Annotated in this window: 17 protein-coding genes; 7 read left to right on the forward strand and 10 right to left on the reverse strand. The window is 67.8% G+C overall.

Annotation, left to right across the window (positions count from 1 at the left end):
• Nucleotides 1–6: 6 nt before the first annotated feature.
• Both ACIHCQ_RS14990 and ACIHCQ_RS14995 read right to left on the reverse strand, forming a co-directional pair.
• Nucleotides 7–636: a TetR/AcrR family transcriptional regulator gene (locus ACIHCQ_RS14990; RefSeq protein WP_399661903.1), complete on the reverse strand. Its 630-nt coding sequence runs from the start codon at nt 634–636 to the stop codon at nt 7–9.
• A gap of 30 nt (nt 637–666) precedes the next feature.
• Entirely contained in the window at nt 667–1,467 is an 801-nt protein-coding gene (locus ACIHCQ_RS14995; RefSeq protein ID WP_399661905.1) for an SDR family oxidoreductase, read from the reverse strand.
• A 46-nt stretch (nt 1,468–1,513) separates the two neighbouring features.
• Here ACIHCQ_RS14995 and ACIHCQ_RS15000 point away from each other — a divergent pair, with 46 nt between their 5' ends.
• Nucleotides 1,514–2,686, forward strand: coding sequence for an acyl-CoA dehydrogenase family protein (locus ACIHCQ_RS15000; RefSeq protein WP_399661907.1), 1,173 nt, complete (start codon nt 1,514–1,516; stop codon nt 2,684–2,686).
• Entirely contained in the window at nt 2,686–3,672 is a 987-nt protein-coding gene (locus tag ACIHCQ_RS15005) for an acyl-CoA dehydrogenase family protein (RefSeq protein ID WP_399661909.1), read from the forward strand. Before ACIHCQ_RS15000 ends, ACIHCQ_RS15005 begins: the two co-directional genes overlap by 1 nt.
• A 209-nt stretch (nt 3,673–3,881) precedes the next feature.
• Here ACIHCQ_RS15005 and ACIHCQ_RS15010 read toward each other — a convergent pair whose 3' ends face one another.
• Together ACIHCQ_RS15010 and ACIHCQ_RS15015 are read right to left on the reverse strand one after the other, a co-directional pair.
• A complete protein-coding gene (locus ACIHCQ_RS15010; RefSeq protein ID WP_399661911.1) occupies nt 3,882–4,391 on the reverse strand; it encodes a GNAT family N-acetyltransferase in 510 nt (169 codons plus the stop codon).
• A 55-nt stretch (nt 4,392–4,446) separates the two neighbouring features.
• Entirely contained in the window at nt 4,447–4,941 is a 495-nt protein-coding gene (locus ACIHCQ_RS15015) for a pyridoxamine 5'-phosphate oxidase family protein (protein ID WP_399661913.1), read from the reverse strand.
• A gap of 117 nt (nt 4,942–5,058) precedes the next feature.
• Here ACIHCQ_RS15015 and ACIHCQ_RS15020 point away from each other — a divergent pair, with 117 nt between their 5' ends.
• A complete protein-coding gene (locus ACIHCQ_RS15020; protein ID WP_399661915.1) occupies nt 5,059–5,349 on the forward strand; it encodes a hypothetical protein in 291 nt (96 codons plus the stop codon).
• An 18-nt stretch (nt 5,350–5,367) separates the two neighbouring features.
• On the opposite strand, the gene ACIHCQ_RS15025 is transcribed toward ACIHCQ_RS15020, so the two are convergent.
• The 5 genes from ACIHCQ_RS15025 to ACIHCQ_RS15045 form a co-directional block, all read right to left on the reverse strand.
• Entirely contained in the window at nt 5,368–5,940 is a 573-nt protein-coding gene (locus ACIHCQ_RS15025) for a HutD family protein (protein WP_399661917.1), read from the reverse strand.
• Complete coding sequence (locus tag ACIHCQ_RS15030; RefSeq protein WP_399661919.1) at nt 5,937–6,656, reverse strand: vWA domain-containing protein; 720 nt, start codon at nt 6,654–6,656, stop codon at nt 5,937–5,939. The genes ACIHCQ_RS15025 and ACIHCQ_RS15030 overlap by 4 nt, the downstream gene beginning before the upstream one ends.
• Nucleotides 6,657–6,801: 145 nt before the next feature.
• Nucleotides 6,802–7,857: an HTTM domain-containing protein gene (locus ACIHCQ_RS15035; RefSeq protein WP_399662048.1), complete on the reverse strand. Its 1,056-nt coding sequence runs from the start codon at nt 7,855–7,857 to the stop codon at nt 6,802–6,804.
• A gap of 61 nt (nt 7,858–7,918) precedes the next feature.
• A complete protein-coding gene (locus ACIHCQ_RS15040) occupies nt 7,919–8,485 on the reverse strand; it encodes a DUF5819 family protein (protein WP_399661921.1) in 567 nt (188 codons plus the stop codon).
• Nucleotides 8,486–8,850: 365 nt separating this feature from the next.
• Nucleotides 8,851–10,137 (reverse strand): ice-binding family protein, encoded by a 1,287-nt coding sequence (locus ACIHCQ_RS15045; protein ID WP_399661923.1) that lies wholly within the window; start codon nt 10,135–10,137, stop codon nt 8,851–8,853.
• Nucleotides 10,138–10,839: 702 nt separating this feature from the next.
• Here ACIHCQ_RS15045 and ACIHCQ_RS15050 point away from each other — a divergent pair.
• Nucleotides 10,840–11,649 carry a pectate lyase gene (locus ACIHCQ_RS15050; RefSeq protein ID WP_399661925.1) on the forward strand — a complete coding sequence of 270 codons (810 nt, stop codon included), beginning with the start codon at nt 10,840–10,842 and terminating at the stop codon, nt 11,647–11,649.
• Nucleotides 11,650–11,808: 159 nt separating this feature from the next.
• A complete protein-coding gene (locus tag ACIHCQ_RS15055) occupies nt 11,809–12,588 on the forward strand; it encodes an NPP1 family protein (protein ID WP_399661926.1) in 780 nt (259 codons plus the stop codon).
• Here the strand turns inward: ACIHCQ_RS15055 and ACIHCQ_RS15060 are convergent.
• Entirely contained in the window at nt 12,572–13,039 is a 468-nt protein-coding gene (locus ACIHCQ_RS15060; RefSeq protein WP_399661928.1) for an ATP-binding protein, read from the reverse strand. The genes ACIHCQ_RS15055 and ACIHCQ_RS15060 overlap by 17 nt on opposite strands.
• Before the next feature lie 158 nt (nt 13,040–13,197).
• On the opposite strand from ACIHCQ_RS15060, the gene ACIHCQ_RS15065 reads away from it, so the two are divergent.
• Both ACIHCQ_RS15065 and ACIHCQ_RS15070 read left to right on the forward strand, forming a co-directional pair.
• Complete coding sequence (locus ACIHCQ_RS15065) at nt 13,198–14,037, forward strand: Scr1 family TA system antitoxin-like transcriptional regulator (RefSeq protein WP_399661930.1); 840 nt, start codon at nt 13,198–13,200, stop codon at nt 14,035–14,037.
• Nucleotides 14,034–14,279, forward strand: a complete 246-nt coding sequence (locus ACIHCQ_RS15070) for a DUF397 domain-containing protein (protein WP_399661932.1) — start codon at nt 14,034–14,036, stop codon at nt 14,277–14,279. The genes ACIHCQ_RS15065 and ACIHCQ_RS15070 overlap by 4 nt, the downstream gene beginning before the upstream one ends.
• Nucleotides 14,280–14,423 lie beyond the last annotated feature (144 nt).

The raw sequence follows: 14,423 nt of genomic DNA on the forward strand, positions 1-14,423 counted from the left end.
ACTCCTTCACGACATACGTACGGCGATTCCGTCGAGCACCATCGACAGGTACTGGCGGGCGATCTCCTCCGGGCTGTGCTGCCCGCCCGGCCGGTACCAGGACGCCGCGACCCACACCGTGTCGCGTACGAACCGGTACGTGAGCCGGACGTCCAGATCCGCCCGGAACACCCGGTCCGCGACCCCGCGCTCCAGCGTCCCCAGCCACGCCTTCTCGAACTTCTGCTGCGAGTCGGTCAGGTAGTGGAAGCGGGGCTGCGCGGACAGGTGCCTGGACTCCTTCTGGTAGATCGCGACGGCGGCGCGGTGCCGGTCGATCTCGCGGAAGGACTCGATGACGAGGGCCTCGATGGTCTCCCTGGGGCCGAGCCCGGCGGCGAGCACGGAGTCGTACCCCTGCCACAGCTCGTCAAGGAAGGTGGAGAGGATCTCGTCCAGCATCGATTCCTTGGAATCGAAGTGGTAGTAGAGGCTGCCGGCGAGTATCCCGGCCTGGTCGGCGATCGTGCGGACGGTGGTGGCGTTGTAGCCCTGCGCGGCGAAGACCTCGGCGGCGGTGTCGAGGAGTTCGCGGCGGCGCGCGGGTGAGGCGGCCACGGTCACCACCTGGCTCTTTTTCTTACGTTTCTCGGGCACGGTCCCATTCTCGCCCTCGTCCCCCTGGGCCTACGGATGCTGGCTGCTGATCGACAGGACCTCGCCGGTGACGTACGAGGAGTAGCCGCTCGCCAGGAAGACGATGGCGTTGGCGATCTCCCACGGCTCGGCGTAGCGGCCGAAGGCCTCCTTGCCGGTCAGTTCCGCGAGCAGCTCGGCGGAGGTGACCTTCACCAGGTGGGGGTGCATGGCGAGGCTGGGCGCGACGGCGTTGACCCGTACGCCGTACTGCGCCGCCTCGATCGCCGCGCACCGGGTGAGCGCCATGACGCCCGCCTTCGCGGCGGCGTAGTGCGCCTGGCCCGCCTGCGCGCGCCAGCCGACGACGGAGGAGTTGTTGACGATCACCCCGCCGCGCCCCGTCTGTCTGAAGGACTCCCTGAAGGAGCGCAGGGCCGCACGCGTGCAGCGGAAGGTGCCGTTCAGGGTGACGTCGAGGACCGTGTCCCACTGCTCGTCGCTCATGTCGACGAGCTCGGCCGTGCCGCCGAGACCGGCGTTGTTGACGACGATGTCGAGGCCGCCGTGGTCCCGTACGGCCTTCGCGAACAGCGCCCGGACCTGCGCCTCGTCGGTGACGTCACAGGGCAGCGCGGAGACGGCCGCCGCGCCGAACTCCGCCGCGAGGCTCGCCTGCGACTCGCCCAGCCTGCGGGCGTGCGCGTCACCGATGAGGACGCGCGCGCCCTCCTCCAGGAACTTGCGGGCGGTGGCTCCGCCGATGCCCGCGCCCGCCGCGGCGGTGATGACGGCGGTACGGCCGGTCAGGAGCCCATGACCGGGCACGTACGCCGCTCTGTTGTCGGTCACGTCAGCAAGTTAACCTACCAAACACTTGTTAGGGAAGGATGCGCGAATGGACCTTCACCACTCCGCAGACGAGCAGGCCTTCCGGGCGGAGGCCCGCGCCTGGCTCGCCGCGAACGTGCCCGCCGCCCTTCCGTCTCTGGAGACGGCGGAGGGCTTCGCCGAGCACCGCGCGTGGGAGGCGCGGCTGTACGCGGCCCGCTGGTCGGTCGTGTCCTGGCCACGGGAGTACGGCGGCCGGGGCGTCGACATCTTCAGCTGGCTGGCCTTCGAGGAGGAGTACTACGCGATGGGCGCGCCCGGCCGCGTCTCGCAGAACGGCATCAACCTCCTCGCCCCCACGCTCTTCGACCACGGGAGCGAGGAGCAGCGCGCGCGGGTTCTGCCCGCGATGGCGAGTGGCGAGGTCATCTGGGCGCAGGCCTGGTCCGAGCCGGAGTCCGGCTCCGACCTCGCGTCGCTGAGGTCGCGTGCCGTACGGACGGACGGCGGCTGGCTGCTCAGCGGCCAGAAGACCTGGTCGTCGCGGGCAGCGTTCGCGGACCGCGCGTTCGGCATCTTCCGCACCGATCCGGACGCCCACGCCCTCGCCCACGCCCACGCCCCGAAACCCCACCACGGCCTCACCTACCTGATGTTCGACCTGTCCGCGCCCGGCGTGACGGTCCGGCCCATCGGCCGCCTCGACGGCAAGCCCGCGTTCGCCGAACTCTTCCTGGATGAGGTCTTCGTGCCGGACGAGGACGTGATCGGCGAGCCGGGGCAGGGCTGGCGTATCGCCATGTCGACAACGGGCAACGAGCGGGGGCTGACGCTGCGCTCCCCAGGCCGTTTCCTGGCGGCGGCGGACCGTCTCGTACACCAGTGGCGCGCACACGACCCTTCGGATACGGCGCTGCGCGACCGGGTCGCCGACGCGGTGATCGGCGCACGCGCCTATCAGCTCTTCACGTACGCGGGCGCGTCGCGCTTCGCGGCGGGCGAGACCATCGGGGCCGAGTCGAGTCTCAACAAGGTGTTCTGGTCCGAGTACGACATCGCCCTGCACGAGACCGCGCTCGATCTGCTGGGCGGCGCGAAGGCGGAGGCGGAGTTCGCGGACGGCGCGTGGGCGGAGGGGTACGTCTTCGCGCTCGCCGGACCGATCTACGCCGGTACGAACGAGATCCAGCGCGACATCATCGCCGAGCGCCTGCTCGGCCTCCCGAAGGGCCGCCGCTGATGCGTTTCCTGCTCACCGAGGAACAGCGGGCTTTCGAACACTCACTGGACGCGATGCTGAGCGCGTCGGACACGCCGTCGGCCGTACGGGCGTGGGCGGCCGGAAACCACGCGCCAGGGCGGGCGGTGTGGGCACGCCTCGCCGAGGCGGGGGTCTTCGCGCTGGCGGTGCCGGAGGCGTACGGGGGTGTGGGCCCGCTCCCGGCGGAACTGGCCGTGGCCTTCGTGGAGCTGGGCCGCCATGCGGTCCCGGGCCCGCTGGTGGAGACGGTGGCTGCGGCGGCGCTGCTGACCCGCTTGGCGGAACTGGGCGACGGGTCGGCGGCGAAGCGGCTGCTGCCGGGCCTGGCGTCGGGCGAGTCGATGGCGAGTCTGGCGCTGCGGCCGGGGGGCAGCCCGTACGCACTGGACCCGGACGCGGCGACCATGACGCTGGTCGCCTCGGGGGGCGCCGCCTTGCGCATCGCGCCCGGATACGGGGTCGTACGCGCGTCCCTCGACCCCGCGCGGCGGCTTGCCGTGCCGCTCGCCGGGGGCGAGGTGCTGGCCGAGGGTCCGCGCGTGGACGTCGCCGCCGCCTACGCCGCCGATGTGGCCGCCTTCGTCACCGCCGCGCAGTCCCTGGGCGTCGGGCTCGCGCTGCTCGACCGGACCGTGGCGTACGTCAAGCAGCGCACACAGTTCGGCACGCCCATCGGCTCCTTCCAGGCGGTTAAGCACCGCTTGGCCGACACCCTGATCCGCCTCGAATTCGCCCGCCCGCTGTTGTACGGGGCGGCGCTGTCCATGGGCCCCGCCGATATCGCCGCCGCGAAGGTAATGGCGGGCGAGGCGGCGTACGAGGCGGCCCGCACCGCACTCCAACTGCACGGAGCCGTCGGCTATACGGATGAGCTGGATCTATCGCTCTGGCTGCGCAAGGCACGGCCGTTGCGGGATGCGTGGGGCACCCCGGCCGAGTGCCGAGCGCGGGTGCTCGACGCATAAGCCGCTATTCCTGCGGCTCCATTTTCGAGGAACGCACGCGCCTCCAAGCATCGAGGAGGTACGTCAGGGAGCCTGTAGCAAAGAGAAGAGCGAACCACGGCTCTTCTGTTTCCATGAAGAAAGCAGCCATAGACGCCAGCATAAGAACCGCAAACAGCTCTCCTGCATAGGCAGCCTTTTGGGTCTTCGTCCGTGGGCTCGCGAAATAGCTAAAGATTACGATTTCCGTCCGTCCAGGTGATCTTGTAGTGCTTCAGTTGTTCGTCTTCTGCGACCAGATCCATGCCGACCGCACTCATGACGTGCTGGGACGCGGCGTTGTCGTGGTCCGTGTCGCCGTGGACGCAGGTGATGCCGCGTGCGCGGGCGAACTCCAGCAGTGCGCGAAGCGCCTCGGAGGCGTACCCCTTGCCCTGCGCCGATGGGATCAGGCCGTAGCCGATGGTGACGCCGCCGTCGTCGTCCGCGGGGCCATGGAAGCCCAGACCGCCGATCGCCTGCCCGTCGTCGCGGGACCGGATCTCATAGTTGCCGAACGGCTGAGGGTCCCCGGTGCTCGCACAGACGCTCAGGAAGCGCCTGGCTGCGGCCATGTCCCCTCCGGTGGGGTATCCGGGTGCCCATCGGGCGCTACTGTCCGGCTCGCCCCCCATCACCTGTTCGGCTTCGCCGGGGCTCATCGGATGGAGTATGAGCCGCGCTGTTACAAGATCGTCCATGGAAGTGGAGTATCACGCGGGGTGGTCGGACCGCACTGGGATTAACGGAGGGGTATCAGCGGCGGCGCTGCGTGCGCACCGACGCGCCCGGTCGCCAGGACCGTACGACCAGTTCCGCACCCTCGACGGAGGTCTGCACCACCTCCCCCACCTCCACCCGGAACAGATGGAACGGCTCCGGTGGCTCGACTTCCGCCACGAAGCGGCCGATCACCTCCGGGTCGGTCACTTCCACGGCGCGCCCACCGATCCGTACATCGCCTCCCTCCATCTCATCGTCGGGCCCCGGGTTCGCGTGGATCGCGAAGCGCGGATCGCGCTGGAGGTCCTGCGCCTTACGGGAGTACGGCATCATCCCGAGCCACAGTTCGCCGAAGCGGAAGTCCACTTCGAGGCCGGTCAACCGGGGTGAGCCGTCCTTGCGGAGGGTGGCCAGGACGTGGTGCTTGTACTGCTGGAAGCGCTTCTGGACGGACTCGGCGAAGGCGGGTTCCGCCGCGAGGAAATCCGCCCATGCGGCACTCGCAGAAGGAGGCGTTGAAGAGGTCATGACTCCATCGAAGCGTGGAATCCCGACATCTGCTGTCCGGTTTCCGGCTCGGATGCCGTTCCCGAGTGGACGTGCTGTGCTGGAAGTGGATGCTCGCCACCAGTCGAGGAGAATCCGATGGCGATCTTCGCGCATTCCGCCCTGCAGGGCATCACAACCGATCAGTACGACGCCCTCAACGCCGAGCTGCGAAAGTTGCCGGGCGACCCCTTCGCCGGGTGTCTGTCGCACGTCTGCATTCCGAGCTCTTCCGGTCTGCACATCTTGGATCTGTGGGAGTCGGAGGAGGCGATGGAGAAATTCGGCACGATCGTCATGCCGATCGCCGAGCGACTGGGGCTGCCCCGGTCACAGGAACCTCCGACCATCTCGAAGGTGCACAGCTACTGGGTGCCCGGGGTGGCATAGCCCCCGTTCAAGCGGCGTTCACGCGGGCGACAGCGTGACCACCATCGCGTACCCCTGTGTCCGCAGCACACCCGGCGATTCGCCCGTCGCCACCAGCGCGTCGTAACGCCCAAGCTCCACACCTTCCGGAGCGTCGAGCACAGCGCCGTCCTCAAGTGCCACGGCGAGGACCGCCCCACCCTCGGGGACCAGCAGCCGGACGGTGCCGCGTACGACTGCGGTCTCCGCCTGTGTACGGCTTCTGCGGTACATCAGATTGAGGTTCACGACGGGCCCCTCCAGGAGGTGGCCGTCGGTCTCCAGGTCTCCGGGGAAGTCGTGGGGCCAGTACTGCTCGTCCACGATGTGGTGCTCGCCGCCCACCATGAGGTCCATCCCCGCGCCCTCGACCACGGTCAGGGTGCGGTCGACGCCAGGGAACACGGAGAATGGCCCGTCCGCACCGACCTCCGCGAGGCTGATCCGCCAGTCGAAATCGTCCATGGGAGCGCCCTCGGGCGAGGCGGCGATCTCGCGGGTGACGCCGCCGCCGTTCTTCCAGGGGACGGCCGTACGGTCGGCAGCCCGCAGCACCCGCATCCGCGCCGTCATCGGACAATGCCCTGCGCGCGGGCGGCGGCCAGCCAGAGCGGAAATTCCGCCACCAACCGGTCGTACAGCTCGGCGTCCGGGACCTGCCGGGGGTCGAGCCCGGCGTGGAAGAACCCGGCGTTGTCGACGGCGCGCTTGGCCGGCACAGCCAGCTCATCCAGTTTGTGCAGGAAGTTGAACTGCGAGCTGCGCGTGTTGCCGAAGCCGATGAACTGCCAGAACAGCGGCAGCTTCGCCGCCTTGCAGAGATAGCGCTCGGCGGCGTGCTTGTTGATCGGCCCGCCGTCCGTCTGGAAGACGACGAGCGCGGGCGCGGTGGAGCCACTGTCCAGGTAGTGGTCGATGACCGCGTCCATGGCCAGGTGGTAGCTGGTCTTGCCCATGTGCCCGAGGCCCGCCACGATCTCGTCGACGCGCCCGTGGTGGTTCTCCAGGGCTATGTCGGTGACGGCGTCGATGTCCGTGGAGAAGAAGACGACGGGCACCCGGCCGTCGTCGTCGAGATGGGCCGACAGCCCGAGCACCCTGTCTGCGAGGGCCTGGACGCTGCCGTCCTTGTAGTAGTCCTTCATGGAGCCGGAGTAGTCGAGTACGAGATAGACGGCCGCGCGTTCTCCGCTGAGCCGGTGCTTCTCCAGGGAGACCCCGGCGCTCTTGTAGAGGCTGACCAGCGCGGGCGCGGTTTCCTCGATCTTGCGGAGGCTGATGGCCGCCATGCGAGTCTCCATTCGGTCCGTCCGTACCACATCACGGGAGAATTGAGGCTACGTCACCGTTGCTCGGCAGCCTGCTCCGTGACGCGCACTACGACGCGCACTACTCCGCCTCGTCCGGTCTACATAGCCGCGCTCTTTTTTTGCGTCAGCCGGCCGGTCCGGGCTGCTGCGGTACCGCGGCGGGTGCTGTCCCGGGCGGGGCTCCCGCTCTCATGACGCCTGCGCGCTGGACGGTGCGCCGCAACAGCCCCCCTACGGCGCGATAGAAGCGGTCCGGCAGGAACACGGCGTCGGCGACGATCATCGCGCCGGAGAAGAGCGGCAGTCCCATGAGCACCGCGATATTCACGTGCATGCCCAGCAGCACGATCAGGACGGGGTATTTGAGCCTGCCGAACAGGACGAACGGAAAGGCGACCTGCACCAGCACCGTCAGATAGCCGACGACGGCAATCAGCAGGTGATGGCCGTCGATCATCTGGGACAACTCGGGCCAGGGCCGGAACACGTCGATGTTCAGGACGTAGTGGAGGGCGGTGCCGTTGCCCCACTTGGGGCCCTGCACCTTGTACAGGCCTGCGCATCCGTAGAGGAAGCAGACCTGGGCGGCGATGACGAACATGCCGCAGTTGTGCAGCACGGTAATCAAGATGATGCGGGCGTCTCGGAGTTGGTTCCGGACACCGCCGCCGTGCGGGCCTGCCGTCTTGCCCGCCGACGCCCGGAGCCTGGTCCTGCGCGCGTCGAGGGACCAGCGCCGGCCGCACGCGGTGAAAACGAGGTAGACGGCCATGAGGACCATGAGATTGTCCCCGCCGTCCGCCATGAAGATCGCCCTGGCGTGGAACGAGACCACCACGACCGCGAACAGCACGGACACCGCCCGCGTCCGCCAGCCCAGCAAGAACAGCGCACACGTGACGAGAGCCACGGCGTAGCAGATCTCGAAGTACACCCGGCTGTCGGACAGGATGAGGACGCTGGCCCACCCGCTCTGGTCGTACATCTGCCTGGCCAGCTCGGGCGTCCACGGTGAACCGGGGCCCCACATCTCGTCGCGGTGTGGAAACTCGCGGAGCAGGAACGCGAGATAGAGCAGCCCGTACCCAATGCGCAGCGCTGCCGCCGCGTACAGGGAGACCGGCCGCTCGGTCAGGAGGACGAGGAACGCATGGATCCGATTGAGTACGCGCTGCGGCATGTGTACGGCCGCCCGCTCGGTGGCGCCTGAGGACGCTGTGGGTGCCACGACTGGTGCCTGATCAGTCCGTTCCATGCGAGGCCACCTTCCACCAGGGCAGATACCGGGTTACGGCCCGCGCCGGTGCCGCGGCGGCCGGGCGGGATCCCTCCGCTGTGCGGGGCGCGGCGATGGGCAGCGTGATCACCCGCAGCTGGATGGAGTCGAAGGTGCCGCCACGTTGGGCGGCGACGCGGTCCGCTGCGATGTTGCGCAGATACTTCTCGATCATCACAGCCCGCTCCGAGCGCGGCTGGTCGTCGCCGCCGTGCGTTTTGAGGTAAGTGTTCCAAGCCTGGCGCAGCATGTTCTGTGCCGTATGGCTCGGGAAGACGTTGTGCTTGACGGCAGCATCGTCCGTGGCGGTCAGATCGATCCAGCCGCTCACCTGTGTGGTGCCGCCCGGTGCTGTCTGCCTGACCCTCGCCGACATCTTCCGGTTGACCGACTGCGGATTCGGGCCGAAGAGCCGCCAGTTCTGCTGGAACAAGGGCCGGACCCACCCGTTGATCTGCTGGCTGTACGCCTTCGAGATGGTGTTCGGGGGCACCACGTACAGAAACACCAGGAGCACATGGAACAGAGTCACTGCGAGACACAGGGCCACCGCGGCTCCCGTTCCCGCGGTCAGCAGGCGGGGTAGCCCTGAAATCCCACGAGTTCTACGCGGTCCCCCGCCACCGTCCTGCGCTGCCGGCTCAGCGCCGGTCCGCTGCGGTTGCTTCGCATTCGTCGACTCAACGCCGCCCAGCACGGCCCCACCCGGTCCTTCCCGTCATGACTGCTCGCACCTGCTTCTCCTACTTCCGCGGGTGGCGCGCGACGGAATCGATGACGATCCGCCGCGCGCCACCCGTCTTACTCGCGTGTGGGGGCGACCCTCCTTGCGCACACTCCGCCGAAGGGCCTACGCGCGACTCACCCTTCCCACCGAACTGCGGGGGAAGAACTCACTCAGTGGTGAGCGTGCAACTTGGGCCTCCCCTCGTGCTTCCAAGGATTGCCCGGCTTCCCCGGCTTGCCCGGCTTCCCCGGGCTCTCGCAGGTGCCTGGGAAGCATCCGTCGTCGGGGATGCCGTTCCCGTCGTAGCCGGTCGCGTCGTAGCCGGCCGCGTCGTCACCGGCGGCGTCGTCACCCGCAGCATCGTCACCGGCGGCGTCGTCACCCGCCGCGTCGTCACCGGCCGCGTCATCACCCGCCGCGTCGTCACCGGCCGCGTCATCACCCGCCGCGTCGTCACCGGCCGCGTCATCACCCGCAGCATCGTCACCCGCAGCGTCATCACCCGCAGCATCGTCACCCGCAGCGTCATCACCCGCAGCATCGTCACCCGCCGCGTCATCACCGGCCGCGTCATCACCGGCCGCGTCATCACCCGCAGCATCGTCACCCGCCGCGTCATCACCGGCCGCGTCATCACCCGCAGCATCGTCACCCGCAGCGTCATCACCGGCCGCATCATCACCCGCAGCGTCATCACCGGTAGTGGTGGTGTCGTCCTCACACAGCGGCCTGGTGATCTGGTTGCTGTCCAGCGTCACGGACCCATTGCGGGCCAGCGCCCGGCCTTCGATGCTCGCCCCCGTGTTCAAAGTGATCGAGGTCAGGGCCATGATGGTGCCCACGAAGTTGGTGTCGGTGCCGAGGGTGGCTGAGCTTCCGATCTGCCAGAACACATTGCACGGCGATGCCTCGTTGACGAGGACCACGTTGCTGGCACTTGCCGTCGTCAGCGCCGAACCGACCTGGAACACCCAGACGGCGTCCGGGTTGCCACCGGCATCCAGGGTGAGCGTGCCCGTGAGCCCGAGAGTGGAAGGGGCTGTGTAGACGCCCGGAACCAGCGTCAGGCCACCGGCATCCGGGGGAAGGGTGGCGTCCGATGCCTGTCCGGCGGCGTTGTTGTACGCCGTGGTCAGGTCATCCTGGGCCTGCATGGCCACTGCGTCGTTACGGTGGAAAGTCCCGTCCACGACGATCCCCGGCGGGAATCCGGTGATGGACGATCCCGGACTCACGCCGACGCTTCCGGTGATTACCGAAGGGCCTGTGTTGGAGACCGACTGGCCGCCCAATACGGCGAAGTCGGCTGCCGTACCAAGAGGTACAGGTGTCGCGATCGCATTTGCCTTGGTGGGTGTCACTGCCACAACGGCAGCGGCGACCAGCAGGGTGAGTACCCCCGCGATCCAAGCCGTCATTGTGCGCCGACGCGGCGCATCGGGAATATTCAGTGTCATCGAGGAGCCAACTCCTGTGGGGGGATGGTGACTTCCGGCGTTCCTCGTTGAATGGAATCGCCTCTTCTGTCGGCGGCATATTACGCAGACACCCAACCCCGTTCCGACTCACTCGGGTGATGTCGCGGGAATTGATCAATATGCATCAACGAATGCATGGCGAATATTGAGCCAGTCGGCTGTCACTCATCCGTGCGGCGATCCACCTCGGTGCGGCGCATCCCTCCTGTCACCCCGATCGTCACCAGTAATTTGCCTCAACCGGAAGGCGCTCACCGTGGAATTGGAAAAGCGGGCATTAAATGTCCCCTGGATGGCGTAGGTCGGAGAGTCATCCGCTGAGCCGGAGCCGGAGTCGGATTCCGGGATCAGTCACACATCCTCATCGCCGGGCCAGGTGATCAGGCAGCAGGCCAGTTCGAGGAAAGCTTCATGAATGTCGGCCCGTCCCACCCAGCGGTGGGTGCCCAGGCCGGTACCGTGCCGGGTCCGCCGGCGGGCGATGCTCGACATCCGGCTGCCGGAGGACGGGCACCTAAGAAGACGTCGGCCACACGCGCGAGCCGTTCGGGCAAGCGCTGAGAACGCTCTCACGTTGAAGATAAAAAAACTCCACGGTGCAGCAACCCATCCCCGTCCGGCGGCGACTGACCAGCGCAAGCGCAAGGTCCACCCCCACCGTTCCACCAAGGATTGGGATCCATGACCAGCAGAGCCGCATTGCGCACCGCATACCGCCGCACCCTCACCCCCCGCCGCGCCCTCGTCGCGTTCGGCGCCGCCCTCGGCATGACCGGGGCCGCCCTCGCGGCAAACGTCACCCTGTCCACCACGGCGACCGCCGCCACCTGGCCCTCCGCCAACGGCAGCCAGCCCGTCACCGCCACCATCTCGCTGTCCGGCACGAAGGACTACGCGATGAAGCGCCTCTACGGCAGCGGCGCCCTCGGCACCGGTGACCAGGCCGAAGACCAGCTGCCGATCCTCAAGCTCGCCGCCGGCACGGTGCTGAAGAACGTCATCATCGGCCCGCCCGGCGCCGACGGCATCCACTGCGAGGGCAGCTGCACCCTCCAGAACGTCTGGTGGGAGGACGTCGGCGAGGACGCCGCCACCTTCCGCGGCCCCAACGGTTCCACGTACAACGTCACCGGCGGAGGTGCACGGAAGGCCTCCGACAAGATCTTCCAGCACAACGGCGGCGGCACGCTCAACATCTCCAACTTCGCCGCGCAGGACTTCAAGACCCTGTACCGCTCGTGCGGCGACTGCTCCACGTCGTACACGCGGAAGGTCAACCTCAACACCGTTGAGGTGACGGCCCCCGGTTCGCGGATCGTCGGCATCAACGTCAATCGCAATGACGTCGCGACGCTGCGCAAGATCACCATCATCGGCGACAGCAGCCGGAAGATCATTCCCTGCCAGAAGTACAACAACAACACCGCTGTCGGGACGGGCCCCGACAGCACCAACTGCCTGTACGCCACCTCGGACGTCACCTACAGGTAAGTGGTAAAGCGGGCCCGGCGGACATTCCGCCGGGCCCGGCTTCCGGTATTGGTCAGCCCGTCATCACCGCTCACCCCAGGGGGCATTGACACTTCAACGTCCGCCCGGAGGATGAGCTGCGCATGTCAAACACCCCCCGCAGCTCATCAGGAGAACCCCGTGCGGAAAAACTCCCGCAGCCACAACCGTATCCGTAAGATTTCGCTCGTCCTGGGCAGCGCCCTGGCGCTGGTCGTCGCCTTCCCGGGCAGCGCGTTCGCCGCCCCGCCCCCCGCCCTGCCCTCCAACGCGGATGCCCAGGAAAAGAGATTCCAGCCGGTCTACGACTACGACAAGGACGGCTGCTACTCCACTCCCGCGATAGACGCCAACGGGAACCTGAACGGCGGCCTCAACCCCACCGGGGCACTCAACGGCAACTGCCGCGACCAGTCGGATCTCGACAACACCAACGGCTACTCACGGGCCAAGTGCAACAACGGCTGGTGCGCCATCGTCTACGACCTCTACTTCGAGAAGGACCAGGCCCTGGCGGGCAGCAGTATCGGCGGGCACCGCCACGACTGGGAGCACGTCGTGGTCTGGGTGCAGAACGACCAGGCCAAGTACGTGTCCACCTCCGCCCACGGCGGTTTCTCCGTCTACAACAGCACCCAGGTCCGGTGGGAGGGCACGCGCGCCAAGATCGTGTACCACAAGGACGGCATCAGCACGCACGCCTTCCGCCTCGCGACCGCCGGCGACGAGCCGCCGGAGAACCACTACGGCAAGTGGCAGTCGCCCGCCCTGGTCGGCTGGAACGGCTACCCCGCGGGCGTCCGCGACAAGCTGAGCAACGCCAACTTCGGCAGTGCCAACTTCGGGCTCAAGGACGCCAGTTTCAACGGCCTCCTCCAGAAGGCCATGCCGGCCGGCATCCCCTTCAACCCGCTCGGCTGACGGGCAGTTCCAGTTCCACGCGGACCGTCTTGCCGACCGGGGTGCGCTCCAGCACCGACCACCGGTCGGCAAGCGCCTCCACCAGAACCAGTCCCCTCCCCGACTCGGCGAGAGGCGGTGGCGGCAGCACCGACCCGGGCGCCGGTGGGCGGCGTTCCGCGCGGGTGTCGGAGACCTCGATACACAAGTACCCCGGCGTGAGGGTCAGCCGGAGCTCGAAGTCCCGGCCCGGTACGCGGCCGTGAGTGACGGCATTCGACGCCAGTTCCGCGACCAACAGGGCTGCTTTGTCGGACAGTTCAGTGCCGTACGGGATTCCCCAGGTGTGTAGTTGGTGCAGCGCGAGGCGGCGGGCGAGGCGTGCGCCGCGCGCCGTCGCGCTGAAGCACTGCGTGAACACACGTACGGTGAGGGCCGGTTCGGAGTCGGTACGGGTCCCAGACAGGTTCATGGGCCCAATCTGGCGCGTGGGCGGACCGATTCTCCAGGTCAGCGCCGCGTACGCTGCGTCAGCGTACGCGCACAAGGGGTAGACAGTACTCGTAACTCCCCGTGAGCATGGGCTGTTGAATGTGTGTCAAGGGACAGACGTGCGGGAGGTGGCCGGATATGGCGGTCGACGAGAACGGCCCGGGTGGCGGGGAGCCCGAGGCCACGGACAGTCTGCGGACTTTCGGCGCGGTGGTCCAGGCCCTGCGCGAGCACGCGGGTCTCAGCCGCGAGGAGTTCGCGCTGCTGGTGCGGTTCTCCAAACACACGGTCGCGTCGATCGAGCTGGGGCGGCGCATGGCCGACGAGGACTTCGTGGAGCGGGCGGAGGCAGCGCTGGGCAACACTGGGGCGTTGCGGAACTCGGCGAAGTATCTGACGCGGAAGAACGGGCTGGCGGCGTGGTTCCGGCAGTGGGCGCGGCTCGAAGCCAAGGCGATCACGTTGCACACGTACGAATGCCGCCTGATCCCCGGCCTGTTGCAGACCGGACCATACCTACGGGCCCTGTTCTCGGACCAGCTGCCACCGATGAGCGACGAGCAAATCGAAGTCAACTGGGTAGCACGAGAAGAACGGCAGCGGCTGCTCCGCGAGCGGCCGAACACGGCGTTCAGCTTCATCCTGGAAGAGCACCTGTTCCGGCGCCGTACGGGCGGGGCGGACGTCACTCGCGAACTCATCGACCACGTTCTGGAGCTCGCCAAGCTCCGGAACGTCGAGATCCAGATCATGCCTACGGTGCGGGAGAGCCACGCCGGGCTGGCAGGTCCGATGCGGTTGCTGGAGACACCGGAGAACAAGTGGTACGCCTACTGCGAGGGGCAGGAGAGTGGCCAATTAATCTCGGACCCGAAAGTGGTCAGCATTCTCCAGATGCGGTATGCCACGATGCGGTCACAAGCTCTCACCCCTGAAGACACAGTGAGCTTGTTGCACCGGATGCGAGGAGATCTATGAGCACCACCGAACTGGCCTGGTTCAAGAGCAGCTACAGCAGCGCCTCTGGGGACGACTGCGTGGAAGTTGCCCTCTCCTGGCACAAGTCCAGCTACAGCAGCAGCGCTTCCGGCGACTGCGTCGAGGTCGCCACCTGCCCCACCACCGTCCACATCCGGGACTCCAAGCACCAGCAGGGCCCGCAGTTGGCCCTCTCCCCCGACTCGTGGACGACCTTCGTCTCGTACGCCGCGCAGGCTTGACCTACGCCTCAATCGCCGGCAACTCAAGCCCCGCCGGCGATTGAGGCGCGGGGTCTGGGGGCGGAGCCCCCAGTTCGGGAAGGGGCGGGGTGGGGAACAGGCCCGCCGTAGGCGACCCGCACCCGCAGGAACACATGTACGGGT

This window comes from Streptomyces sp. NPDC052236 (assembly GCF_044548015.1).
Taxonomy (GTDB): Bacteria; Actinomycetota; Actinomycetes; order Streptomycetales; family Streptomycetaceae; genus Streptomyces.